We start from the raw sequence: 22,526 nt of genomic DNA, 5'->3' as shown, positions 1-22,526 counted from the left end.
CGTTGGACATCATGGGATTATTGCCGGAGTTCGGCGGGCTGATCTGGACGATATTGGCCTTTGTCGTGGCGCTTTCGGTGATCGTGGCGATCCACGAATACGGCCATTACATCGTGGGCCGCTGGACCGGGATCAAGGCGGATGTTTTCAGTCTGGGCTTCGGCCCGGTGCTGTTTTCGCGCATGGACAAGCGCGGCACACGCTGGCAGTTCGCGCTGCTGCCCTTTGGCGGCTATGTGAAATTTGCGGGCGATTCCAATGCCGCATCCGGTAAGGATGAAACCGCGATGCAGGCACTGGCCGAAGACCCAGAGGCACTGCGCCACACGATGCATGGCGCGCCGCTTTATGCCCGTGCGCTGACCGTGGCAGCAGGGCCGGTATTCAATTTCGCCCTGTCGATCATCATCTTCTTCGCCGTGGCGATGACCGCAGGCACCGCGCGTGACCCGCTGACGGTAGGCGAGCTGCGTGATCTGCCGAATGCAGCCTTTGAGCTGCAGTCGGGCGATGTGCTGCGTGCAGTCGAAGGTACGCCGGTGCCGTCATTGGCCGCGGGCGAAGGATATAGCAATTTTCTGACGAACCTGCCGCAGCAGCCGGTGCTGAGCTATGATATCACCCGCGATAATGCGGAAATGACCGTACCCGGCCCTTATCTGTTGCCGCCGCTGGTCAGCAATGTCGCGCCACAATCGGCGGCCCACGAGGCTGGCCTGCGTGGTGGCGATGTCATCACTGCCGTCAATGGCCAAGAAATTGTGGCTTTTGGCGAATTGAAAGAAGTGGTGGAAGCCTCTGAAGGTGCAGCGCAGCAGTTGACCGTTTGGCGCGACGGAGAGACTTTGGAGTTCACCCTTGTCCCCAAGGCCACGGATGAGCCGCAGCCCGATGGCAGCTTTGTTCAAAACCTGCGCATCGGCATTGTCGGTGGTATGGCTTTTGTGCCTGCCACCGATACGCCCGGCGTAGGCGAGGCGCTTGGCGTGGGTCTGGAGAACACATGGCGGATCATCACAGGCTCTCTCTCGGGTCTGCGGGAGATGATCGTTGGCAATATCAGCACCTGTAACCTGAGCGGCCCGGTGGGCATCGCCCAGACCTCGGGCGCGATGGCAAGCCAAGGGGCGCAGTCGTTTATCTATTTCATCGCGGTGCTGAGCACGGCGGTCGGGCTGCTGAACCTATTCCCGATCCCGGCTTTGGACGGCGGGCATCTGGTGTTTTACGCCTATGAGGCCGTGACCGGCAAACCGCCCAGCGATGGCGCGCTGCGGGTCTTGATGACCATTGGCATCACGCTGGTGCTGACCTTGATGCTCTTTGCGCTTGGGAACGATCTGTTCTGTCCGTAAGCGTGCCGCGCTATGCAACCGCCTTGCCCCAAAGGGGGCAGGGCGAATTGCCTTCAAATCGCCACAATTGAACAAAAATCGTGCCGTAATCTTTGGGTAAAATCTCTTCTCAACGAGAAGGAACCGAAGATGCATGTGATTCAAGGATCATACCGCGGCCTAAGCCTGCTGCTGGACCTGAACTGGGACCGCGCGTTTTTCGCGGCGGCCATTGCTGCCGCCCTCTCTGCCGGCGCCTTTGTCGCTTCTCTCTGATCTTAATGCTCTGCCAAGGCGGGCCGTTCTGCCCGTTATTGGCGTATGCTGTCATGCTCGCACTTCCTGCCGCATGATATGGTAGATTTTTCCCTCCGTTGCTTTTGACAAACCCCGTTAACCTGCGTAGTCAGGTTGACAATTAATGTCGTAAAAAAACGGGTCGGTGTAATGGGACTGAGGAACGAGGGCAGAATGCCCATCGAGTGGGCGCAGCGCAGCAATGTCGGCAAGTCTCTGCGGGGCGCATCACTATGTGTCATGCTGTCCGTTGCATGGCTGGTGCCGGGCAGCCAAACAATGGCGCAGCAGTATCAGTTCAACACTGTGGTCATCGACGGCAACGAGAGGATCGGCGATAGCGCGATTTTGCGTCAGGCCGGGATCGGCCGGGGGCAGGCAGTGTCGGGCGGGCAATTGAATGATGCCTATCAAAACCTACAAAACTCGGGCCTGTTTGAATCCGTTTCCATTGAGCCGCAGGGCGGCACGCTGGTCATCACGGTGGTCGAACTGCCAACGCTGAACCGTGTGAGCTTTGAAGGCAACCGCCGCATCAAGGATGAGATGCTGGCAGAGTTGATCGGCTCAACCGAGCGTCGGGTGTTTAACCCCAGCCAAGCCGAACAAGACGCCGCCGCCATCGCTGAGGCCTATAGCAACGAGGGCCGTTTGTCGGCCCGTGTGCAGCCGCGCATCATCCGCCGCGATCAGAATCGTGTCGATCTGGTGTTTGAAATCTTCGAAGGGGACAACGTCGAGATCGAGCGCCTGAGCTTCGTCGGGAACCGCGTCTACTCCGACAGCCGACTGCGTCGCGTTCTGGGCACCAAACAGGCGGGTCTGTTCCGCCGCTTGGTCAAGCGCGACACCTATGTCGAGGGTCGGGTCGAGGCAGACAAGCAAATGCTGCGCGATTTCTATCTTTCGCGCGGCTATGTCGATATGCGCACCGAAGCCGTCAATGCTGAACTGACCGAAGAGCGTGATGGCGTCTTTGTCGCCTATAACATCACCGAAGGGCAGCAGTTCCGTTTTGGTGCAGTGTCGCTTGAATCCGAAGTGCCGGGGCTGAACGCTGCGGCCTACCGTGACCTGCTCAAGATCCGTCCCGGTGTGATTTACTCGCCGACCCTGATCGAAACCGATGTCGCCCGGATTGAGCGCCAAGCCATCCGTGATGGTGTTGATTTCCTGCGCGTCGAGCCGGTGATCGACCGCAACGACCGCGATCTGTCGTTGAACGTGACCTACAAGCTGACCCGGGGTGAGCGCGTCTTCGTTGAACGAATTGACATCGAAGGCAACACCACCACGCTTGACCGGGTCATTCGCCGCGAGTTCGATAGTGTAGAGGGCGACCCCTTCAATCCGCGCGAAATTCGCCAGTCGGCAGAGCGTATCCGCGCGCTGCAATACTTTGAAACGGCAGAGGTCAACGCGCGTCAGGGTTCTAGCCCTGAACAGGTCGTGATCGATGTGGATGTCGAAGAGAAACCTACCGGCTCGCTGAACTTTGGCGGCTCCTTTTCCAACAACGACGGTTTCGGCGTGGCCGTTAGCTTCCAGGAGGATAACTTCCTTGGCCGGGGTCAACGTCTGAGCCTGTCGATCTCTACCGCTGAGGACGCCACCCGTTATGGTGTGACCTTTGTCGAGCCGCGCTTCCTTGGACGTGATTTGTCCTTCGGCCTCAAGCTTGACTATGCTGAGACGAGTTCCTCTTACACCAGCTATGACACCGAGCGTTTGGTGTTTCAGCCCAGCCTGACCTTCCCAGTGAGCGAGAATGGCCGTCTGTCGACGCGCTACACGCTTGAGGGCATCGAGATGCTGGAGCGTGATGACGAAGACAACAGCGCAACGATCGCGAACGAAATTGACGCCGGCGCGCTTTTCTCGTCTTCGGTGGGCTACACCTATACCTATGACACCCGCCGCACCGGATTGGACCCGACGCAGGGTGTCTTGTTCGAGTTCGGGCAGGACTTTGCCGGTCTTGGCGGCGACAACGAGTTCATCAAGACCACGGCGAAGGTCACCGGCGAGAAGCTTATCTTCAACGAGGATGTGACCCTCCGGGCCACGCTTGAAGGTGGTGCGTTGTCGTGGGGCAGCGGCACCAACCGCTCCGTGGATCGTTTCATTCTTGGCCCGTCGATCATGCGCGGCTTTGAGCCGGGCGGCATTGGCCCACGTGACCAGAGCAATGACGTAGACGATGCACTCGGCGGTAACTTTTTCGCCGTGGCCCGTTTTGAGGCGGAATTCCCGCTGGGGCTGCCTGAGGAATATGGCATCACCGGCGGCGTCTTCTATGATGTGGGCAACCTTTGGGACCTCAGTGATGTGGACACCAGCGGCGGCACGATCGTCGGTGAAAGTGGGTCGTTCCGCCATGTGATCGGCCTATCCCTCTTCTGGGATACACCGCTGGGACCGCTTCAGTTCAACGTCTCTGACGCGCTGAAGAAAGAGAGCTTTGACAAAGAACAAAGCTTTGAGGTCACTTTGCGGACAACGTTCTAAGCAAATGCAGCGCGCGTTCATCCCTTTTGTGATGATGCTGGCCGGGGTCACCCCCGGCCATGCGCAGCAGACCCCAGAAGCGGCACTTCAGATGGGCGAGGCCAGCACCACGCAGGATGTTATCAGCCCGGTGTTGACCATTGATTCTGAACGTCTCTTTCGGGATAGCGCTTTTGGCGAGCGGGTCACCCGTGAGATCGAAACGCAAAGTGAGCAACTGGCCAACGAAAACCGCGAGATTGAGACTGCGCTCGAAGCTGAGGAGCGTGAGCTTACCGAAAAGCGCGCCCAGATGTCACCGTCAGCGTTCCGCGTGCTGGCCGATGCCTTTGACGAAAAGGTCCAGCGCACCCGCGCAGAGCAAGCATCGAAAAACCGCGTGTTAAGTGAGACTTTAGAACTAGAACGGGACCGTTTCCTCTCGGCCGCGGGTCCGGTGCTGGAGCAGTTGATGCGCAATTCAGATGCGGCGGTCATTCTTGAGCGGCGGCGGGTCTTTGTGTCCTCCTCGGCGATTGAGGTGACAGATCAGGCCATTTCGCTGTTGGATGAGACAATCGGAAGCGGGCTGCCCGAGGCCGATTGAGCCCTGCGGCCCGCGGGGATGCTTGCCCCCAGCCGTCCAAATTGGTAGCCATTCAGCAACCTTCTGAGACAAAGGACAGTCCATGACCGAAGAGCTGCTGCGCGCCGATATCCAATTGATCCAACGCATTTTGCCGCACCGCTACCCCTTTTTGCTGGTCGACAAGGTCGAAGAGATCAACGGCACGGAAAGTGCTGTCGGCTACAAAAACGTTACCATGAACGAGCCACATTTTCAGGGCCATTTCCCCGGCACGCCAATCATGCCGGGCGTCACCATTGTTGAGGCGATGGCCCAGACGGCGGGCGTCATGGTCGGTGCCGCGCTTGGCATGGAAGACCGCAACATGCTGATTTATTTCATGTCGATCGACAAATGTAAGTTCCGCCGCAAGGTCGGCCCCGGCGATGTGCTGCGGATGGACCTGAAAACCCTGCGCGGCAAGCCCGGTGCGAAGATCTGGAAATTCAGCGGTGTTGCCACCGTTGAAGGCGAAATGGCTGCCGAGGCCGAGTTCATGGCGATGATGGACCTGCCACAGGACGCAGCATGAGCAATATCCACCCCAGTGCCGTGATCGAAGAGGGGGCGCAGATCGACCCTTCGGCCAAGATCGGCCCGTTCTGCGTTGTCGGCCCTGAGGTCGTGTTGAAGGCGGATGTGGAGCTTAAATCCCATGTCATCGTCACCGGCCAGACCGAGGTTGGCGCAGGCACGGTGATTTTCTCATTTGCCGTCATTGGTGAGATCCCGCAGGATTTGAAGTTCAAGGGCGAGGCCAGCCGCCTGGTGATCGGTGCGCGCAACCGCATCCGCGAGCATGTCACCATGAACTGCGGCACCGAAGGCGGTGGCGGCGTGACGCGTGTGGGCGACGACGGGCTGTTCATGGCGGGCTGTCACATCGCTCATGATGCCATCGTGGGCAACCGGGTGATCGTGGTGAACTCTGCCGCCGTCGCGGGTCATTGTGTGCTTGAGGATGACGTCATCATCGGCGGTCTATCGGGCATCCATCAATGGGTCCGCATCGGGCAGGGCGCGATTATCGGCGCGGTGACGATGGTGACCAACGACGTGATCCCCTACGGCCTTGTGCAAGCACCGCGCGGTGATCTGGATGGGTTGAACCTTGTTGGGTTGAAGCGCGCAGGCGTGGCGCGCAGCGACATCACGGCGCTGCGGGCAGCCTTCCAGATGTTAGCGCAGGGCGAGGGGACATTCTCGGACCGGGCGCGGCGCTTGGGCGATGAAACCCAAAGCGATTATGTTCGGCAGATTGTCGATTTTGTCATGGCTGACACGGGCCGCCATTTCCTGACGCCGAAATGAGCCTTGCGCTGATCGCCGGACGCGGCGGCTTGCCCGCACGGGTGGCGGCAGCGCAGGCCGAGCCGCCTTTGGTCTGCGTCTATGAGGGCTGCGCGCCGGATGGGCTGAAGGCAGACCTGACGTTCCGGTTAGAGACGCTTGGCAGTCTTTTGGCGCATCTTTTGGGCGTGGGCATCCGCGAGGTTTGTCTGTGCGGCGCAATCGACCGGCCCACGCTCGATCCCGCGAAGCTGGATATGCGTACGGCGCCTTTGGTGCCACAGTTCAAACAGGCGCTGGCAGCGGGCGACAATGGCGCGCTTGAGGTGATCAAGACGATTTTCGAAGACCACGGGCTGCGTGTTGTCGGGGCTGATGAACTGGTGCCGGACCTGTTGTCCGACAGTGGCGTGCTCTCTCGCGAATTGCCAGACGAGCAGATGCGCCGAGATGCCGCGCGCGGGGCGGCTGTGCTGGATGGCTTGGCCACGCTCGACATCGGGCAGGCCTGCATCATCGGGCGCGAACAGGTGTTTGGGGTTGAGACCATCGGCGGCACGGATCATTTGCTGACGACCTTGCCAGAGATGGTGAGCGGCGCGCGAGCGGTGCTCTGCAAAGGTCCGAAAACCGGCCAAATCCGCGAGATTGATCTGCCCACCATCGGCCCCGACACGCTGCGCGCCGCCCATGCGGCGGGACTCGCGGGCGTGGTGGTCAAGGCAGGCGGCGTGATGCTGCTCGAGCGTGACGCCTGCGTGGCACTGGCTGATGAACTTGGTCTGGTGCTCTGGGTCCGAGAGGAAGACGCGACATGAAGGTGTTCATTCTGGCAGGCGAGCCTTCGGGCGACCGGTTGGGCGGCGCGCTGATGGCGGGGCTGAAAGAGCTTTGTCCTGAAGTGACCTTCGACGGCATCGGCGGGCCAATGATGATGGCGCAGGGGCTGAAAAGCCGGTTCGACATGGACGAGCTCAGCGTCATGGGGTTGGCCGAAATCCTGCCCAAATACCGCGCGCTGATGGCCCGGATCAATGAGACGGCACAGGCGGTGGTTGAGACCAAGCCAGATGTGCTCATCACCATCGACAGCCCCGATTTTTCGCTGCGCGTGGCGCGTAAGGTGAAAGAGAAATCTAACATCAGAACAGTGCATTACGTGGCCCCGACCGTCTGGGCATGGCGTCCCGGTCGGGCCGAGAAGATGGCCCGTTCGGTCGATCATGTGCTGGCGCTTTTCCCCTTCGAGCCGCCCTATATGCAAGCGGCGGGCATGGCCTGTGATTTTGTCGGCCACCCGGTGGTGGCCGAGCCGATCGCCGATGATGCGGCCGCTGCGGCTTTCCGCGCCGAACATCGCCTCGCCGACGCGCCGTTGCTGCTGGCCTTGCCCGGCTCGCGCCGGGGTGAGGTCACGCGGCTGGCGCCGGTGTTTCAGCAGGTCGTCGCGCGACTGGTCGAGGCGGAGCCTTCCTTGCGCGTCGTGGTGCCTGCAGCAGGTCCGGTGGCGGCTTTGGTCAAACAGGTGACGCGCAATTGGTCTGGCAACCCGCTGGTGCTCGATCCGCGCGACCATACGACCGAAGAGTTCACCGCCACCAAACGCGCCGCCTTTCGCGCGGCGGATGTGGCACTGGCGGCCTCGGGCACCGTGTCACTGGAGCTTGCGGCGGTGAACACGCCGATGGTCATCGCCTATGACATGAATTGGATCAGCCGCCAGATCATCGGGCGGATGCTGCGGGTGGATACTGTGACACTGGTCAACCTTGTCTCGGAAACCCGCGTGGTGCCGGAATTTATCGGCGCCAACTGCCGCCCTGGACCGATTGCTGAGGGCGTTTTGCAGGTGCTGCGCGCGCCCGGCGCACAGAAGGACGCAATGGCGCTGACGATGCAACGTTTGGGGCAGGGCGGCGAGGCACCGGGCCTGCGGGCCGCGCGCGCGGTGCTGGCCCGGCTGTAGGCGGGATCAGCCCCGGTGGATCCAGCCGCCGCCGAAGATGCGCGTGCTTTCAGGATCATAGAACACACAGGCCTGACCCGGTGACACGCCTTCCTCGGCGGTCAGCAGTTCAACCTCTGCCTCGGTCGCGCTGATCGGACGCAGGATCGCGTCGCGTGGCGGACGGGTGGAGCGCACGCGCACGGTGATGTTCCACTCTGACCGCGAGGTCAGGGGCTCATCTCCCAGCCAGTTGATCTCACGCACCGGGATCTTGCGGGTGGCGAGCATGGATTTCGGGCCGACAACGACCTCTTTTCGATCGGCATCAAGCTTCACCACATAAAGCGGATCAGCCAGACCGCCGATGCCCAAGCCCCGGCGCTGGCCGATGGTGTAGTGGATCACGCCCTCATGTTTTGCCAGCACATTGCCTTCGATATCAACGATATTGCCCGGATCGGCAGCCTCGGGCCGCAGTTTACGGATCACCGCGGCATAGTCGCCATTGGGGACGAAACAGATGTCTTGGCTGTCGGGTTTGTCCGCCACCACCAGCCCGTATTTCGCCGCCAGCGCGCGGGTGTCATCCTTGCTCGGCAGATGGCCCAGTGGGAAGCGCAGGTAGTCGAGTTGTTCTTCGGTGGTGGAGAATAGAAAATAGCTTTGGTCGCGGTTGCCATCGGCAGCGGCATGCAGTTCCGGCCCGTTGGTGCCCATTTTGCGCTGGATATAGTGACCCGTGGCCATGCAATCGGCTTCAAGGTCCTTGGCAGTTTCCAACAAATCCTTGAACTTCACCCGCTCGTTACAACGAATGCAGGGCACAGGTGTCGCGCCGCCAAGGTAGCTGTCGGCAAACTCATCAATCACCGCGTCCTTGAAGACGTTTTCATAGTCTAACACATAGTGCGGGAAGCCCATTTCTTCGGCCACACGGCGCGCATCCTGAATGTCGACGCCCGCGCAGCAGGCACCTTTTTTGGCCAGTGCCGCACCGTGATCGTAAAGCTGGAGGGTCACGCCGACGACGTCATACCCCTCATTAGCCAGCATGGCGGCAACCACCGAACTGTCCACACCGCCAGACATCGCCACAACCACCCGCGTGTCAGCGGGGGCTTTGGCAAAGCCAAGCGAATTGAGCGGCGGGGTCTGATCAAGGGCCATGGGTATCTCCGGAGTTTGTGCGCGAATATAGGAAAATCCTACCTAGTCACAAGGGCAGGCTTCACTCCGCGTTAAGGCACATGGGGGTTATTGGGCGCCAGAACAATGGCGGATGATGTGATGTACCTGAAAAAAGTCGATGGGCCACGGTCTGTTACCCTCGCTGACGGCAGTGTGATGTCCCGCGCCGACCTGCCCAGTGCCGATACCCGAAGGTGGGTCGCGTCACGTAAGGCCGCGGTGGTGCGCGGCGTGGTCTATGGGCTGATCACCCAGTCCGAAGCGTTGGAGCGATATGGCATCAGTGAGGATGAGTTTATGGAGTGGCTACAAGCGGTTACGGAGCATGGAGAGGGGGCGTTAAAGGCCACCGCCTTATATAAATATAGACAACTTTAAGTTGTTAAGATAGCATACTTAGTATCGGTAACGGGTAGTTAACCTTTTATGCTCAGGGTTGGACCATCGTCCCAGTTGAGCCGGAGAAACCGAATGCGTGTATTGTTAGTTGAAGATGACCCGACCACTTCGCGCAGCATCGAGCTGATGCTGACCCATGCGAATCTCAACGTCTACGCCACCGACCTCGGCGAAGAGGGGATCGATCTGGCAAAGCTTTATGACTATGATTTAATTCTGCTCGATCTCGATCTGCCAGATATGAACGGCCATGACGTGCTGCGCCAATTGCGGCTGGCGCGGATTGATACCCCGATCCTGATCCTTTCTGGCGCAGATGACACAGAGAATAAGATCAGGGGGTTTGGGTTCGGTGCTGACGACTATTTGACGAAACCGTTTCACCGCGAAGAACTGGTGGCCCGTATCCATGCGATCATCCGCCGCTCTAAGGGGCACGCGCAATCGGTGATCGAGACCGGACAGGTGGCTGTTAACCTAGACGCGAAAACTGTCAGTGTGAATGATAGCCCTGTGCATCTGACTGGCAAAGAATATCAAATGCTGGAACTGCTTAGCCTGCGCAAAGGTACGACCCTGACCAAGGAAATGTTTCTGAACCACCTCTATGGCGGCATGGATGAACCCGAGTTGAAGATCATCGATGTCTTCATCTGCAAGTTGCGCAAAAAGCTGAGCCAGGCAACAGGCGGTGAAAGTTATATCGAAACGGTCTGGGGTCGTGGCTATGTGCTGCGCGACCCTGAACCTGCAACGATGGGTCTGGCGGCCAGCGCATGACAGGCGACTGCATGTCCTAAAACCGCTAGACCTGCCCCGGATCGCCACCTATCTAAGCGACAGGTGACAATATCGGGGGCAGATCGTGACATCCCAGATCGAAGTGGCGGCCCTAGACAGGGCGCAGGCAGAGACCGAACTTGCCCGGTTGGCAGGATTGCTGAATGTGGCGAATACGGCCTATCACTCAGAGGATGCACCCGAGATTTCGGATGCGGAATATGACGCGCTCAAGCGCCGGAACGCGGCAATAGAGAACCGCTTTCCTGACCTAAAACGCGCCGACAGCCCGTCAGAACAAGTCGGCGCGCCGGCGGCAGAAGGGTTTGGTAAAGTTCGCCACGCCGTGTCGATGCTGTCGCTAGCCAACGCCTTTGATGCAGAGGAAGTAACCGAGTTCGACGCCCGGATACGAAAATACCTTGGGGTTGGAGCCGATGCACCGCTGGCCTATACAGCGGAGCCCAAAATCGACGGGCTGTCCCTTTCGTTGCGCTATGACAACGGCTTGCTTGTTCAGGCGGCCACCCGCGGCGATGGCGCGGTGGGGGAAAATGTCACCGCCAATGCACGCACCATTCAAGACATACCGCATCAAATAGATGAGGCTCCTGATCTGCTAGAGGTACGCGGCGAAGTCTATATGAGCCACGCCGATTTCGCGGCGTTGAACGAGCGGCAGGCGGAAAGGGGCGGCAAAACATTTGCCAATCCGCGCAACGCGGCCGCGGGATCGCTGCGGCAGTTGGATGCGGAAATCACCCGTGCGCGTCCGCTGCGTTTTTTCGCCTACGCGTGGGGCGCGCTGTCGGCACCTTTGGCCGAAACGCAAAAGGGCGCCATCGACCGTCTGGCGAAACTGGGCTTTGTCACCAACCCTCTCACGGCACTTTGCGACGGACCGAGCGATATGGTCGCCCATTACGAAGAGATCGAAGCGCAGCGTGCCACGCTTGGCTATGATATCGACGGTGTGGTCTATAAGGTTGATGACCTGGCACTGCAGGAACGGCTCGGCTTTCGCTCCACCACGCCGCGGTGGGCGATTGCCCATAAATTCGCCGCTGAACTGGCCTGGACTCGGTTGGAAGGCATCGACATTCAGGTTGGCCGCACCGGGGCGCTTTCCCCTGTGGCGCGGTTGCAGCCGGTCACTGTGGGCGGAGTCGTCGTTTCCAACGCGACGCTGCATAACGAGGATTACATCAAGGGGCTCGACAGCAAAGGCGCCGAAATTCGCGGCGGCAAAGACATCCGCGTCGGCGACTGGGTCCAGATTTACCGCGCGGGCGATGTGATCCCCAAGGTGGCGGATGTGGACCTGTCGAAACGCCCCAAGGATGCGGCACCGTTTGTTTTTCCCTCCGTCTGTCCTGAATGCGGCTCTGACGCAATCCGCGAGCCGGGAGACGCAGTGCGGCGTTGCACAGGCGGGCTGATTTGCCCGGCTCAGGCTGTGGAAAAGCTGAAACATTTTGTCGCCCGCGGGGCATTTGACATCGATGGGTTGGGTGCCAAACAGGTCGAGCAATTCTACCACGATGGGTGGATCGCGGAACCTGCGGATATCTTTACCTTGAAAGAGCGTTTCGGCAACGGCGTTCAACAGTTGAAAAACCGCGAAGGTTGGGGACCAAAGTCGGCGGATAACCTATTCCAAGCCATTGAGGATAAGCGCAAAATTCCTATGTCGCGGCTGATCTTTGCTCTTGGCATCCGTCATGTGGGGGATGCGGCGTCAAACCTTATCGCGCTGCATTACGGTGATTGGGACAGTTTTGAGACAGCCATGGCCGAGGCACGGGGGCTGGAAGGCCCCGCATGGGACGATCTGATCGGGGTCGATGGTGTCGGCAGCGTTATGGCGGGATCGCTGGTCTCGGCCTTCGCGCAGGAGGCCGAGCGCGCGTCAATCGACCGTTTGGTGGCGCATTTGACCGTCGTCCCGACAGAGCGTCCCGATACCGAGGGCAGTCCAGTGGCGGGCAAAACCGTTGTTTTCACCGGCACCTTGGAAAAGATGAGCCGAGCCGAGGCCAAAGCGCGTGCTGAGCGTTTGGGGGCCAAGGTTTCCGGGTCGGTCAGTGCCAAAACCGACATTTTGGTGGCCGGGCCGGGCGCGGGGTCCAAGGCCACGAAGGCCGCTGATTTGGGCATTGAAACCTTGGACGAGGACGGCTGGCTTGCCTTGATTGAGGGGCAATGAGCGGCAGACCGGAACAGCTTTTCCCGCTTTTTGCGGGGCTGGAAACGCTCGAAGGGGTGGGGCCGAAAACCTCGCAATTGTTGAACCAATTGGCCATCCAAGCGCCGCGCGACCTGATCTTTACCCTGCCGCATTCCGGCATTGACCGCCGGTTGCGCGACAGCGTGCAGGACGCGCATTTGCCTGCGACCATCACGGTGGCGGTTACAATTGGCGCGCACCGTCCAGCGCGCACCAAGGGCGGCGCTTACCGCATTACGGTTGAAGACGCGCAGACCAGTTTTCAGCTGGTTTATTTCCACGCGCGCGGGGACTACTGGCAGCGGCAATTGCCCGAAGGCAGCCGTCGGATCGTCTCGGGCCGGGTGGAGTTTTTTGATGGGATGGCGCAGATGGTCCACCCCGATTTTGCTGTGCCAGAAGATCAGGCGGGCGACATTCCGGATTTCGAGCCGGTTTATCCCCTGACCGCCGGGTTGACGCAAAAAGTGATGTATAAGGCCACGCGGGGCGCATTGGCACGGCTGCCGGTGGTCGGCGAATGGGCCGATCCGGGGCAGGTGGCACAGGCCAATTGGCCTGATTTTGCGGCCGCCGCTGAGGCCGCGCATGATCCGCAAACCGCCCAAGACCTTACCGCCACGGCGCCTGCTCGCGAGCGGCTGGCCTATGATGAATTACTCGCTCATCAAGTGACCTTGGCGCTCGCGCGGCAGAGAGAGCGGCGCAAAAAGGGCCGGGCGAGTCATGGCGACGGTCGTTTGGAGCAACGGGTGCTGAAATCGTTGCCCTATAGCCCCACCGGGGCGCAGCGCCGCGCGATCGAAGAGATCACCGCCGACATGGGACAAGAGACCCGGATGAACCGGCTTTTGCAAGGCGATGTCGGTGCGGGCAAGACGCTGGTTGCCTTCATGGCGCTGCTGCGCGCGGTAGAGGCGGGCGGCCAAGCGGTGCTGATGGCCCCGACAGAAATCCTTGCACGGCAGCACCTTATGGGGCTGCAACCGCTGGCAGAACAGGCTGGCGTGGTGCTAGAAATACTTACGGGGCGCGACAAGGGGGCGGAACGGCGCGCCAAACTCGCGGCACTCGAGCGCGGCGATATCCAAATTCTTGTCGGCACCCATGCGGTATTTCAAGCAGATGTGAGTTTTGCTGATCTGCGCCTTGCGGTGGTCGACGAGCAACATCGTTTTGGTGTGCGCCAGCGGTTGGAATTGGGCCGCAAGGGCCGGTTGGCCGACGTGCTGGTCATGACCGCAACGCCAATTCCGCGCAGTCTGGCGCTGGCGCAATATGGCGATATGGATGTCTCAATCTTAGATGAAAAACCGCCCGGACGGCAGGCCATTCGCACCGCGCTGGTCTCGACTTCGCGGATGGACGAAGTCATCGAACGGATGCGTCACGCTATCAGCGAGGGGCGGCAGTGTTATTGGGTTTGCCCACTGGTCGAAGAAAGCGAAGTCAGTGATTTAACCGCAGCGGAGGATCGGTTTAAGCGGTTACGCGCCGCCTTTGGCGAGGGTGTCGTTGGGTTGGTGCACGGCCAGATGCCACCTGCTGACAAAGACGCGGCGATGCGCGCCTTTCAGACCGGCGAAACAAAGGTGCTGGTCGCGACGACGGTGATCGAAGTGGGGGTGGACGTACCCAATGCGACGATCATGGTGGTAGAGAGGGCCGAGATTTTCGGTCTTGCGCAGCTGCACCAGCTCAGGGGGCGTGTCGGGCGGGGCGAGGGGGCCTCGACCTGTTTGCTGATGTATCAAGCGCCGCTGAGTGAGACAGGCCGTCAACGGCTGGAGGTGTTACGCGAATCGGAAGACGGGTTCGTCATTGCCGAGACCGACCTAAAGATGCGCGGCACTGGCGATCTCATTGGCACCGCGCAGTCGGGCGTGCCACGTTTCCGCGTGGCGGATTTGGAACGCCAAGCGGGGCTGATGGCTGTCGCGCAGTCAGATGCCCGCAAGCTATTGACGGACGATCCGACCCTTGAAGGGCCGCGTGGCAAGGCTGTTCGCCTGCTGCTATGGCTGATGCGTCAAGATGAGGCGATCCGTTTGATTTCAGTAGGTTAGCATCAGGTAGCCATTTTTGTTCGCGAATGTTCTCATAAAGTTCTTTACAGGTGGGCCTGAAAATGAGAACAAAGAGGCAACAAAGATGAGGAGGTAACGATGATTACTTACACCACGTTGAAAACGATCGCTTTAAGGTCGCAGGCCACATTGCTGCAAGATGCAGCAGGGGCCGCAGCTTTGATTGTGATGCTGGTTGTCGGTTTGCATTTGCCCGCCTTTATCTGAGTTCTGCCTGAGGCTCTCATGCCGCTTTGTCTGCTGCATCCGTCCCAATTTGATGCACCGATTTGCCTGTCCGCGTCGGACTATGACCAAGCGGGTCCCACATGAGTAACGCCTACTGACGCCGCCATCCCCATCAGGATGTGCGGCGTTTTTTTTGGGAGCTGTGGGGAAAGAGGTGTCTTCAGAAGCCCAGCAGGCTTAGCGCTCGCGTGCCTCAACAGGGGCTTCGGCATTTTGCATCGCTTCATTCAGTGCTTCGATGCTAAGCATAATGGACGCATGGCGGTTTTTATAAGCGGCAGCTGGGGTCAGCACTTCGAACCCGTCAAACGGGGCGTCTGGCACGGGGCCTTCGCCTTTAAGCATAGCGCGCAGTTGATCGCGGGCGGTAGTGACCTGCGCGAGCGAAGCTCCGGGGGCGGCGGCGCCCACAACGGCGGCGGCAGCCTGACCCAAGGCGCAGGCTTTTACGTCCTGCTTCATCTCAGCCAGATGTCCATCCTCGACGCGCACATCCACCGTCACAGTAGAGCCGCAGAGGGGCGAGCGGCGTTTGACGCTGGCCTGCGCATCCTCCATGCGGCCCAGATGTGGGATCTCTGCTGCAAGCGCTAAAATGCGCGCAGAGTAGAGCTTGATGAGGTCCGTCTCATCCGACATGGCTGTTCCTTTTCGTGCTGAAACCCTACATAAGCGCCGCAGACAAAGATGCAAATATTTCCACGAGGTGCCCGATGACTTTTGATCCTGCAAGCCTTCAATTTAATGAGGCCGGTCTGATTCCGGTAATCGCGCAGGATGCCCAGACCCATGAGGTGTTGATGCTGGCGTGGATGAGCGCCGAAAGCATCGCGCGTACATTGGAAACTGGCAAAGTCACTTATTGGAGCCGTTCGCGGCAGGCCTTCTGGGTTAAGGGCGAGACCAGCGGTAATGTGCAAAAGCTGGTTGAGATGCGCCTTGATTGCGACCGCGATTGTCTGCTGGTGTTGGTTCAGCAGAGCGGTCCGGCCTGTCACACAGGGCGGCGCAATTGCTTTTACACTTCCATTCAGGGCGGCGAAGAAGTCGAACTGATGAAGCCGATGGTTTAAGCTCGGTGGCTAAAGCCCTATCATAGAACGGATATCTTCGGGTGTCGCGCCGTTTTCCCGGTAGAGCGCGATGGCACGGGCGTCGTCACGTTTGGCGAGCCTTCTACCAGTTTCATCTCGGATCAAATGATGGTGGTGATAGCTGGGCTTTGGCAACTCAAGCAGGGCTTGCAACACGATGTGAATATAGGTCGCTTCAAAGAGATCGGCCCCTCGGGTGACCAGCGTGATGCCCTGCGCCGCGTCATCAATCACGACCGAAAGATGGTAGGACGTGCCCATGTCCCGCCGGGCAAGGACCACGTCACCGACGGAGCGAATGAGCTGGTTGGGGGAGATGGTGATCTCGCCGGTTTCCCCCGTCGGGCCGTGCCCGTTCTCGGTAAATCTAAGCGGTGTACCTGCAATCTTTCTCAAGGCCTTAGCCATATCTAGCCGCAATGCGCCGGCCTCGCGCGGGTGACCGGCATCACGACAGGTTCCGGGATAGATGAGGCCGTCGGGGCCGACGGGCGGTTCCGCGCCCTCTTGGGGGGCCGTTGTGGCGGCGGCGATGTCGCGGCGGTTGCAGGTGCACGCGTAGAGCAGGCCGTCGGCCCATAGCACATCGAATGCGGTTCGGTAGCTCTCCATCCGATCCGACTGGCGCATTACTGGCGTTGACCACTGGAGCCCGAGCCATGCAAGGTCTTGATAAATCTGCGCTTCCCATTGAGGACGGGCACGAGATTGATCAATATCTTCAATACGAAGAAGAAAGGTGCCTCCCGCCGCTTGAGCCAAATTATAGGCCAAAAGCGCAGAATAGGCGTGGCCAAGGTGCAAAGGGCCGGTTGGAGATGGGGCAAACCTAGTTGTAAGAGTCAATTCTTTTCAATCAGATAGACTGTGGACTTCAGGTCAATTCCGGGCAGGTGGGCTCCTTCCTCTGCATGGAGTAGGATTGCCGCGCCGCAGTCGGTCCATTCGTGGATCATGCCCAAAGCGCCACGGTCTGCCAATGCCTTTTCATTAAGGGAAAACAATAGCTTTCCGCGTTTTCCTAAGCTGTGCATCAAGCTGTCGAATAAACTAATCGGGGCGGCGCCCGGACCGATCACGCCGATCGCAGTGATTGCCGCATAGGCGCCGGGTGCGAAGGGAAGGGGTGCATCAACTTCGAGCTCTAAAAGCTTGCGGTAAATGTCTTTTTTGTGCGCCACAGCCAACATCGCGGCAGATACATCACCGCCGTCGATCGTGGTAAAACCTACTTGTTTCAGCGCTGCACCAGACAACCCGGTACCACAACCTATGTCGAAAATCGGAGCGTCTTTGTCATGTAGAAATTCAGCCAGGGTCGCAGCGGCGCGTTCGGGAGTGGCATAGCCCTGCGCCTTAATGTCGTCGTCGTAGCTGCTTGCCCATTCGTCGTAGAGGCTGCGGATGACCTCGGCGTCGCGTGCCGCATAGGCCTTGTCGAAATAATGTTGTGTCATCCCCCTAGAGTATGGGGGATGGCACGAAGGGTCCAGTGTTAACCCGGCCAGTGTTAACTTTGATTAAGCCAATCCTGCCAATCCGCTTTTGCGCGGTCGGTATAGGCTTTGTAGCGATCTTTGCGCCCACGGCGTCCAGATTTCAGCCCTTCAACTGGCGGAAAGAGGCCGAAGTTCACATTCATCGGCTGGAACGTTTTGGCATCCGCGCCGCCCGTGATGTGAGTGACCAGCGCGCCCATGGCGGTGCTGTCTGGCGGGGTGGGGAGGCTCCCGCCCTTGATCTCCGCCGCGGCCATACGGCCTGCCAGCATCCCCATGGCGGCGCTTTCTACATAGCCTTCGACGCCAGTGATCTGCCCGGCAAAGCGGATGTTCGGGCGGCTGCGCAGGCGCATCTGATCGTCAATCAGCGTCGGCGAGTTGATAAAAGAATTTCGGTGGATGCCGCCAAGGCGGGCGAAACGCGCATTTTCAAGGCCTGGAATGCGTTTGAAAACATCCGTTTGTGCGCCGTACTTCATCTTGGTCTGGAAGCCGACGATATTGTAGAGCGTGCCGAGCTTGTTGTCGCGGCGGAGCTGCACAACGGCGTGGGCTTTGATTTCGGGCTGGTGCGGATTGGTCAGGCCAACTGGCTTCATCGGGCCATGGCGCAGGGTCTCACGACCGCGTTCGGCCATGACTTCGATGGGCAGGCAGCCGTCGAAATAACCCGCCGTCTCGCCTTCACGGAATTCGGTTTTGTCGGCCTCCAGCAGTGCGTCGATGAAGTCGTCGTATTGCTGCTTGTCCATTGGGCAGTTGAGGTAGGCGGTGCGCTCTTCCTCGGTTTCGCCTTTGTCATAGCGCGACTGCATCCAAGCCCGCGACATGTCGATACTGTCGAAATAGACGATGGGCGCGATGGCATCGAAAAATGCGAGAGCTTCGGCACCTGTTTCGGCGGCGATGGCTTCGGCCAGCGCGCCTGAGGTCAGCGGGCCAGTGGCGATGATCCATTTGCCGTCTTTCGGCAGTTCGGTGATCTCGCCATATTCCACGGTGATGTTGGGATGCGCCAAAAGCGTGTCGGTGACAGTCTGCGCGAAGGGGTCGCGGTCCACGGCCAAAGCGCCGCCCGCGGGTAGGCGGTTTTTATCGGCGCAGGCCATGATCAAGCCATTCGCGGCGCGCATTTCCCAGTGCAGCAGGCCCACGGCGTTTTGCTCGTCATCATCCGAGCGGAAGGAGTTGGAGCAGACCATCTCACCCAAAAGCCCGGTTTGGTGGGCGAAGGTTTCGACCTTGGGGCGCATTTCGTGGATGACCACGTTGACGCCCGCGTTTGCCGCCTGCCAGGCGGCCTCTGATCCGGCCATGCCGCCGCCGATGATGTGCAATGTATCTGTCATGGGGGCGATGTAGGGCAGGGCCGCGCCGCACGCAACAGGCAAGCGCGGATGCGGGCCGTTGCGCGCTGAAATATCGAGATGGACCGCTTTGCTGGGGTATGGTTTTGGGGTCGCCGCTGCGGGAATGGTCGGTCAGTGAGAGGCTGACCTGGAGGGACCTTCCGCCGGCGGCGACCCAAAATCATCGGGGCTTCTGCACCCTAATATAACAGTGCCCCGATTTTGCCCAATTTGCTAGCCCTAGCGTGGCAACAAAGTTGCGCGGATTTGGAAACAATCACTGTTGCCAGTCGGGGGCGCGTTTTTCCACGAAGGCGTCGATCCCTTCGCGGGTGTCGGCCTCAAGCATGTTGCGCACCATAACCTCGCCGGTGAAAGCATAGGCTTGGTCGGTGGGCAGCTGCATTTGTTGGTAGAAGGCACCCTTGCCATGGGCGACGGCGGTGCCCAGTTTGCTGGCGATTTTTTCGGCCAACGCGTTGGTCACTTCGGCCAGTCGGTCGGCTGGCACTGCGCGGTTGATCAGACCCAGTTCGGCGGCGCGGGGGGCGGTGATGAACTCGCCTGTCGTGAGCATCTCAAACGCCTGTTTGCGCGAAATGCTGCGGGTCAGCGCGACCATGGGGGTAGAGCAAAAGAGGCCGATGTTCACGCCATTGACGCCAAAACGGGTGTCCTCGCTGGCGATGGCGAGGTCGCAGGTGGCGACAAGTTGGCAACCTGCAGCGGTGGCGATGCCATGGACTTGTGCGATGACGGGTTGCGGCAGGCTTTGGATGCGGGCCATCAGGGCGGCGCAGCGGTCAAAGAGGTCTTTGAAGGCGGCGGCTCCGCCGTCCTCGGCCTGGCGCATGGCGGTCATCTGGCGCAGATCGTGGCCGGCGCAGAAGGCTTTTCCTGCGCCCGACAGGATAATCACCCGTGTTTGGCGGTCTTCGGCCAGTTCGTCGAGTTTGCGGTGCAGGACGGCCAACATTTCGTCTGACAGGGCGTTCAGCCGTTCGGGCGCGTTCATGCGCAGATGGGTGATCGGCCCATGTGCCGTAACGTCAAGAATTGTCACCTTGCCCTCCCAAGCTGGTCACGCCAACGTTACGCCGAGGAAAGCAGGGAGAACAAGTATGGCCGTGGTGATGGATGCAGAGGCGCTGGAGGCGTTCATGCGTGAGGTGTTCGATCAGGTGGCGGATGATTTCGCCGTGGATCACGTCGCCGAGAACGAGATCACCATGCGTCTGCTGACCAGCCGCCGCCATCTGCGGCCCGGCGGGACGGTCTCGGGCCCGTCGATGTTCGCACTGGCGGATGTGGCGGCCTATCTGGTGACGCTGGCAATGATCGGGCCCAAGGCGCTGGCGGTGACGACGAATTGCTCGATTGATTTCATGCGCAAGCCGCTGGCGGATGTGCCTTTGATTGCCCATGCTAAGCTGCTGAAGCTGGGGCGGCAATTGTCGGTGACGGATGTGCTGATCTATTCCGAAGGGTCGGATAAGCCGGTGGCGCGGGCGAGCCTGACCTATGCGATTCCGCCGGTGAAGGCGTAGGGCTAAGGGCCATCGGCTGCCCGTGGGGTGGCGATCACAACGGTGATCCGTCCCACTTTATGGTGCAGCGCTTATGCGACTTCTAACACTTCCGCCCAGCCTCACCTAATCGCCAGCCCGCCGGGACGGGCAGGCGATGGCCCGGCGCCTGCGGCTTGATTCCGGACCTGGTGGCTATCTACAAAAAAGGGCCGGGAAAAACCCGGCCCAAGGAAGAGGTCTGGCTGGCGCCACAGGGAAGTCACGCTTGCCAGAACACGCGGGAAGCCTCGGCTGAGGCTTGTTCCGGTGTAAGTCCCGCATCATCAAGCTCCCACGGCTCTAGCGCTGCAAGCGCGAGGCGGGTGCGTCGGCGGGTCGCCCATGTGGTCACGACCGCCGCAAAGCGCAGCGCGATCATCGCAGGGACCGGCAGGGCGCGGTATGTCATCAATGTCATTGCATCGGCGCTGATAGGGCGAGCCTGTGTCATGGGGGAACTCCTTGAAATTGTATTGACACAAAGTGTAGAAAGTCTACAAGTATAAGGGTACAAAGCGCGATACAATTTGACCACAGGAATATTGTAATGGGTACAATTTGGCAGCCGAAACTCGCCGAAGGGCAGGGGCCGAAATACAAGCTCGTCGCCCTCACGATTCGCGAGGGGATCAAATCGGGTGCCCTAGACGTTGGGGATAAATTGCCACCTGTGCGAGAGTTGGCGTGGCAGTTGGGGATCACGCCGGGCACCGTGGCCCGAGCCTATACGATCCTCACGGATGAAGGGCTGCTTGAGGCTGAGGTGGGCCGGGGCACTTTTGTGGCGCCACCACAGGCGGCCATTCGCGAAGATGTCTGGAACCGCGAACAAGACAGTTGGATCAAAGAGCTAGAGATTGCCGATACCGATGCGGTCAGCCTTTTTAGCCCGCGTTTGCCGGATATGGGGCAGGTGGCGGTGATCCGCAGTGCCTTGCGGCAGGTGGCGGATGTGCCGGGCGAAGAGTTGATGAACTACCCGACCCGCGATGCCTATGCGCCGGTCCGGCAGGCGGCGGTTGATTGGCTCTCGCATCTGTCCCTCGGGCCGCTGAGCGAACAAGACGTGGTGCTCTCTCATGGCGGGCAGAGCGGGATTGTATTGGTGCTTCAGGCGATACTGACTGGGCCAAAGCCGGTGATGCTGGTTGAAGACCTATCCTATGCTGGGTTTCGCCGCGCAGCAGAGGTGTTGCGCGCAGAAGTGGTCGGCGTGGCGATGGACAAAGATGGCGTCTTGCCCGAGGCGCTGGACAAAGCCGCGCGCGACAGTGGTGGGCAGGTGTTTTGTACCACGCCTGAGGTGCATAACCCGACCGGCAGCCACACCAGTCTAGAACGGCGGCGCGCATTGCTAGAGGTCGCCAAGCGGCACGGGTTGGAGATATTGGAAGACGATTGCTATCGCATGGGATCGGCCCGCGCGCCGAGCTATCGGTCGCTTTGGCCGGAACATGTTTGGCATGTCTCGTCGATCTCGAAAGAGCTTACGCCGGCGCTGCGTGTGGGGTTTGCGCTGGCACCGAAAGGCAGGTCAGCGGATTTGCGGCGGGTGGCGGAATACGGCTACTTCGGACTTGCCCGCCCCTTGGCTGAGGCCACGCGCATTCTGCTAACCGATCCCCGGATGAAGGGGATCTGCAACGACATCCGCGAGCGGTTGGGTGAATATGTAGAAGTCGCGGTGAACCATCTGGGTGGCCATGAATTGCAGTGGTCGCGCGATGTGCCGTTTTTGTGGCTGCACCTGCCCCCCGGCTGGCGGGCGGCGGGGTTTTGTCGCGCCGCAGAGGCGCAGGGCGTGCAAATCCGGTCTGCTGATGAGTTTGCCCTGCGAGATGGCCGCGCGCCCCATGCGGTGCGCATTGCGGTGAATGCCCATGTCTCCCTGCGCTCGTTTGAGGCGGCGATGCAGCGGCTGCGCTGTCTTTTGGACAATCCGCCAGAGCAGATCAGCGTGTAGAAACATGGGGTATTATTATACCTAAATAATAAGGTGCTGTTTTTATTAAGATAATCCATGATTGCTGCGCTTGACCCGGTCAAGCAGGTGTTTATAACCCCCTCATCAGATAGCGGACGGGGGAATCCTCGTTCGACCAACCTCAAACGGGAATTCT

General features: G+C 59.9%; 23 protein-coding genes. 16 read left to right on the top strand and 7 right to left on the bottom strand.

Annotated elements, in window-relative coordinates:
* Positions 1-2 precede the first annotated feature (2 nt).
* The 8 genes from rseP (at position 3) to lpxB (ending at position 8,002) form a co-directional block, all read left to right on the top strand.
* Positions 3-1,355, top strand: a complete 1,353-nt coding sequence (rseP, locus tag WNY61_RS03965) for an RIP metalloprotease RseP (RefSeq protein ID WP_342850156.1) — start codon at positions 3-5, stop codon at positions 1,353-1,355.
* Between the two features lie 129 nt (positions 1,356-1,484).
* Positions 1,485-1,610: a hypothetical protein gene (locus tag WNY61_RS03960; RefSeq protein WP_259985197.1), complete on the top strand. Its 126-nt coding sequence runs from the start codon at positions 1,485-1,487 to the stop codon at positions 1,608-1,610.
* A gap of 195 nt (positions 1,611-1,805) precedes the next feature.
* Complete coding sequence (gene bamA, locus WNY61_RS03955) at positions 1,806-4,139, top strand: outer membrane protein assembly factor BamA (protein WP_342850155.1); 2,334 nt, start codon at positions 1,806-1,808, stop codon at positions 4,137-4,139.
* Positions 4,140-4,143: 4 nt separating this feature from the next.
* Positions 4,144-4,725 (top strand): OmpH family outer membrane protein, encoded by a 582-nt coding sequence (locus WNY61_RS03950; RefSeq protein WP_342850154.1) that lies wholly within the window; start codon positions 4,144-4,146, stop codon positions 4,723-4,725.
* 82 nt (positions 4,726-4,807) lie between these two features.
* Positions 4,808-5,278 (top strand): 3-hydroxyacyl-ACP dehydratase FabZ, encoded by a 471-nt coding sequence (gene fabZ, locus WNY61_RS03945; protein WP_007120429.1) that lies wholly within the window; start codon positions 4,808-4,810, stop codon positions 5,276-5,278.
* Positions 5,275-6,057 (top strand): acyl-ACP--UDP-N-acetylglucosamine O-acyltransferase, encoded by a 783-nt coding sequence (gene lpxA / locus WNY61_RS03940; protein WP_342850153.1) that lies wholly within the window; start codon positions 5,275-5,277, stop codon positions 6,055-6,057. The genes fabZ and lpxA overlap by 4 nt, the downstream gene beginning before the upstream one ends.
* Positions 6,054-6,854 carry a UDP-2,3-diacylglucosamine diphosphatase LpxI gene (gene lpxI / locus WNY61_RS03935; RefSeq protein ID WP_342850152.1) on the top strand — a complete coding sequence of 267 codons (801 nt, stop codon included), beginning with the start codon at positions 6,054-6,056 and terminating at the stop codon, positions 6,852-6,854. The genes lpxA and lpxI overlap by 4 nt, the downstream gene beginning before the upstream one ends.
* Positions 6,851-8,002, top strand: coding sequence for a lipid-A-disaccharide synthase (gene lpxB, locus WNY61_RS03930; RefSeq protein WP_342850150.1), 1,152 nt, complete (start codon positions 6,851-6,853; stop codon positions 8,000-8,002). Before lpxI ends, lpxB begins: the two co-directional genes overlap by 4 nt.
* Before the next feature lie 6 nt (positions 8,003-8,008).
* On the opposite strand, the gene mnmA is transcribed toward lpxB, so the two are convergent.
* Complete coding sequence (mnmA, locus tag WNY61_RS03925) at positions 8,009-9,151, bottom strand: tRNA 2-thiouridine(34) synthase MnmA (protein WP_342850149.1); 1,143 nt, start codon at positions 9,149-9,151, stop codon at positions 8,009-8,011.
* A 120-nt stretch (positions 9,152-9,271) separates the two neighbouring features.
* Between mnmA and WNY61_RS03920 the strand changes: the two genes are divergently transcribed.
* From WNY61_RS03920 to WNY61_RS03900, 5 genes are all read left to right on the top strand, one after another.
* Positions 9,272-9,550: a DUF1153 domain-containing protein gene (locus tag WNY61_RS03920; protein WP_342850148.1), complete on the top strand. Its 279-nt coding sequence runs from the start codon at positions 9,272-9,274 to the stop codon at positions 9,548-9,550.
* Between the two features lie 93 nt (positions 9,551-9,643).
* Complete coding sequence (locus WNY61_RS03915) at positions 9,644-10,351, top strand: response regulator transcription factor (RefSeq protein ID WP_342850147.1); 708 nt, start codon at positions 9,644-9,646, stop codon at positions 10,349-10,351.
* Positions 10,352-10,436: 85 nt separating this feature from the next.
* Complete coding sequence (ligA, locus tag WNY61_RS03910; RefSeq protein ID WP_342850145.1) at positions 10,437-12,557, top strand: NAD-dependent DNA ligase LigA; 2,121 nt, start codon at positions 10,437-10,439, stop codon at positions 12,555-12,557.
* Entirely contained in the window at positions 12,554-14,644 is a 2,091-nt protein-coding gene (recG, locus tag WNY61_RS03905; RefSeq protein ID WP_342850144.1) for an ATP-dependent DNA helicase RecG, read from the top strand. Before ligA ends, recG begins: the two co-directional genes overlap by 4 nt.
* A gap of 99 nt (positions 14,645-14,743) precedes the next feature.
* Positions 14,744-14,872 carry a hypothetical protein gene (locus WNY61_RS03900; RefSeq protein WP_342850143.1) on the top strand — a complete coding sequence of 43 codons (129 nt, stop codon included), beginning with the start codon at positions 14,744-14,746 and terminating at the stop codon, positions 14,870-14,872.
* 198 nt (positions 14,873-15,070) lie between these two features.
* Here the strand turns inward: WNY61_RS03900 and WNY61_RS03895 are convergent, their stop codons facing one another.
* A complete protein-coding gene (locus WNY61_RS03895; protein WP_342850142.1) occupies positions 15,071-15,532 on the bottom strand; it encodes an iron-sulfur cluster assembly scaffold protein in 462 nt (153 codons plus the stop codon).
* 74 nt (positions 15,533-15,606) lie between these two features.
* Between WNY61_RS03895 and hisI the strand changes: the two genes are divergently transcribed.
* Complete coding sequence (gene hisI / locus WNY61_RS03890) at positions 15,607-15,966, top strand: phosphoribosyl-AMP cyclohydrolase (protein WP_342850141.1); 360 nt, start codon at positions 15,607-15,609, stop codon at positions 15,964-15,966.
* Positions 15,967-15,975: 9 nt separating this feature from the next.
* On the opposite strand, the gene gluQRS is transcribed toward hisI, so the two are convergent.
* The 4 genes from gluQRS to WNY61_RS03870 form a co-directional block, all read right to left on the bottom strand.
* Positions 15,976-16,833: a tRNA glutamyl-Q(34) synthetase GluQRS gene (gene gluQRS, locus WNY61_RS03885; RefSeq protein WP_342850140.1), complete on the bottom strand. Its 858-nt coding sequence runs from the start codon at positions 16,831-16,833 to the stop codon at positions 15,976-15,978.
* Positions 16,830-17,444: a methyltransferase domain-containing protein gene (locus WNY61_RS03880; protein WP_342850139.1), complete on the bottom strand. Its 615-nt coding sequence runs from the start codon at positions 17,442-17,444 to the stop codon at positions 16,830-16,832. Before WNY61_RS03880 ends, gluQRS begins: the two co-directional genes overlap by 4 nt.
* A 53-nt stretch (positions 17,445-17,497) precedes the next feature.
* Entirely contained in the window at positions 17,498-18,838 is a 1,341-nt protein-coding gene (trmFO, locus tag WNY61_RS03875) for a methylenetetrahydrofolate--tRNA-(uracil(54)-C(5))-methyltransferase (FADH(2)-oxidizing) TrmFO (RefSeq protein ID WP_342850138.1), read from the bottom strand.
* A 277-nt stretch (positions 18,839-19,115) separates the two neighbouring features.
* Positions 19,116-19,901: an enoyl-CoA hydratase gene (locus WNY61_RS03870; RefSeq protein WP_342850137.1), complete on the bottom strand. Its 786-nt coding sequence runs from the start codon at positions 19,899-19,901 to the stop codon at positions 19,116-19,118.
* A 58-nt stretch (positions 19,902-19,959) separates the two neighbouring features.
* Between WNY61_RS03870 and WNY61_RS03865 the strand changes: the two genes are divergently transcribed.
* Positions 19,960-20,385: a PaaI family thioesterase gene (locus tag WNY61_RS03865; RefSeq protein WP_259985216.1), complete on the top strand. Its 426-nt coding sequence runs from the start codon at positions 19,960-19,962 to the stop codon at positions 20,383-20,385.
* A gap of 241 nt (positions 20,386-20,626) precedes the next feature.
* Here WNY61_RS03865 and WNY61_RS03860 read toward each other — a convergent pair whose 3' ends face one another.
* A complete protein-coding gene (locus tag WNY61_RS03860; RefSeq protein ID WP_342850136.1) occupies positions 20,627-20,857 on the bottom strand; it encodes a DUF1127 domain-containing protein in 231 nt (76 codons plus the stop codon).
* Between the two features lie 96 nt (positions 20,858-20,953).
* Here WNY61_RS03860 and WNY61_RS03855 point away from each other — a divergent pair, with 96 nt between their 5' ends.
* Positions 20,954-22,369, top strand: coding sequence for a PLP-dependent aminotransferase family protein (locus tag WNY61_RS03855; protein WP_342850135.1), 1,416 nt, complete (start codon positions 20,954-20,956; stop codon positions 22,367-22,369).
* Positions 22,370-22,526 lie beyond the last annotated feature (157 nt).

It is taken from the genome of Sulfitobacter sp. AS92 (assembly GCF_038900015.1).
Lineage (GTDB): Bacteria > Pseudomonadota > Alphaproteobacteria > Rhodobacterales > Rhodobacteraceae > Sulfitobacter.
This window is presented reverse-complemented; position numbering and strand designations above follow the sequence as displayed.

What these genes read in the sequence shown, in the direction of transcription:
- WNY61_RS03960 (WP_259985197.1), top strand. Translation starts at nt 1,485, where the DNA reads ATGCATGTGATTCAAGGATCATACCGCGGCCTAAGCCTGCTGCTGGAC.
- bamA (WP_342850155.1), top strand. Translation starts at nt 1,806, where the DNA reads ATGCCCATCGAGTGGGCGCAGCGCAGCAATGTCGGCAAGTCTCTGCGG.
- WNY61_RS03950 (WP_342850154.1), top strand. Translation starts at nt 4,144, where the DNA reads ATGCAGCGCGCGTTCATCCCTTTTGTGATGATGCTGGCCGGGGTCACC.
- fabZ (WP_007120429.1), top strand. Translation starts at nt 4,808, where the DNA reads ATGACCGAAGAGCTGCTGCGCGCCGATATCCAATTGATCCAACGCATT.
- lpxA (WP_342850153.1), top strand. Translation starts at nt 5,275, where the DNA reads ATGAGCAATATCCACCCCAGTGCCGTGATCGAAGAGGGGGCGCAGATC.
- lpxI (WP_342850152.1), top strand. Translation starts at nt 6,054, where the DNA reads ATGAGCCTTGCGCTGATCGCCGGACGCGGCGGCTTGCCCGCACGGGTG.
- lpxB (WP_342850150.1), top strand. Translation starts at nt 6,851, where the DNA reads ATGAAGGTGTTCATTCTGGCAGGCGAGCCTTCGGGCGACCGGTTGGGC.
- mnmA (WP_342850149.1), bottom strand. Translation starts at nt 9,151, where the DNA reads ATGGCCCTTGATCAGACCCCGCCGCTCAATTCGCTTGGCTTTGCCAAA.
- WNY61_RS03920 (WP_342850148.1), top strand. Translation starts at nt 9,272, where the DNA reads ATGTACCTGAAAAAAGTCGATGGGCCACGGTCTGTTACCCTCGCTGAC.
- WNY61_RS03915 (WP_342850147.1), top strand. Translation starts at nt 9,644, where the DNA reads ATGCGTGTATTGTTAGTTGAAGATGACCCGACCACTTCGCGCAGCATC.
- recG (WP_342850144.1), top strand. Translation starts at nt 12,554, where the DNA reads ATGAGCGGCAGACCGGAACAGCTTTTCCCGCTTTTTGCGGGGCTGGAA.
- WNY61_RS03900 (WP_342850143.1), top strand. Translation starts at nt 14,744, where the DNA reads ATGATTACTTACACCACGTTGAAAACGATCGCTTTAAGGTCGCAGGCC.
- WNY61_RS03895 (WP_342850142.1), bottom strand. Translation starts at nt 15,532, where the DNA reads ATGTCGGATGAGACGGACCTCATCAAGCTCTACTCTGCGCGCATTTTA.
- hisI (WP_342850141.1), top strand. Translation starts at nt 15,607, where the DNA reads ATGACTTTTGATCCTGCAAGCCTTCAATTTAATGAGGCCGGTCTGATT.
- WNY61_RS03880 (WP_342850139.1), bottom strand. Translation starts at nt 17,444, where the DNA reads ATGACACAACATTATTTCGACAAGGCCTATGCGGCACGCGACGCCGAG.
- trmFO (WP_342850138.1), bottom strand. Translation starts at nt 18,838, where the DNA reads ATGACAGATACATTGCACATCATCGGCGGCGGCATGGCCGGATCAGAG.
- WNY61_RS03865 (WP_259985216.1), top strand. Translation starts at nt 19,960, where the DNA reads ATGGCCGTGGTGATGGATGCAGAGGCGCTGGAGGCGTTCATGCGTGAG.
- WNY61_RS03860 (WP_342850136.1), bottom strand. Translation starts at nt 20,857, where the DNA reads ATGACACAGGCTCGCCCTATCAGCGCCGATGCAATGACATTGATGACA.
- WNY61_RS03855 (WP_342850135.1), top strand. Translation starts at nt 20,954, where the DNA reads ATGGGTACAATTTGGCAGCCGAAACTCGCCGAAGGGCAGGGGCCGAAA.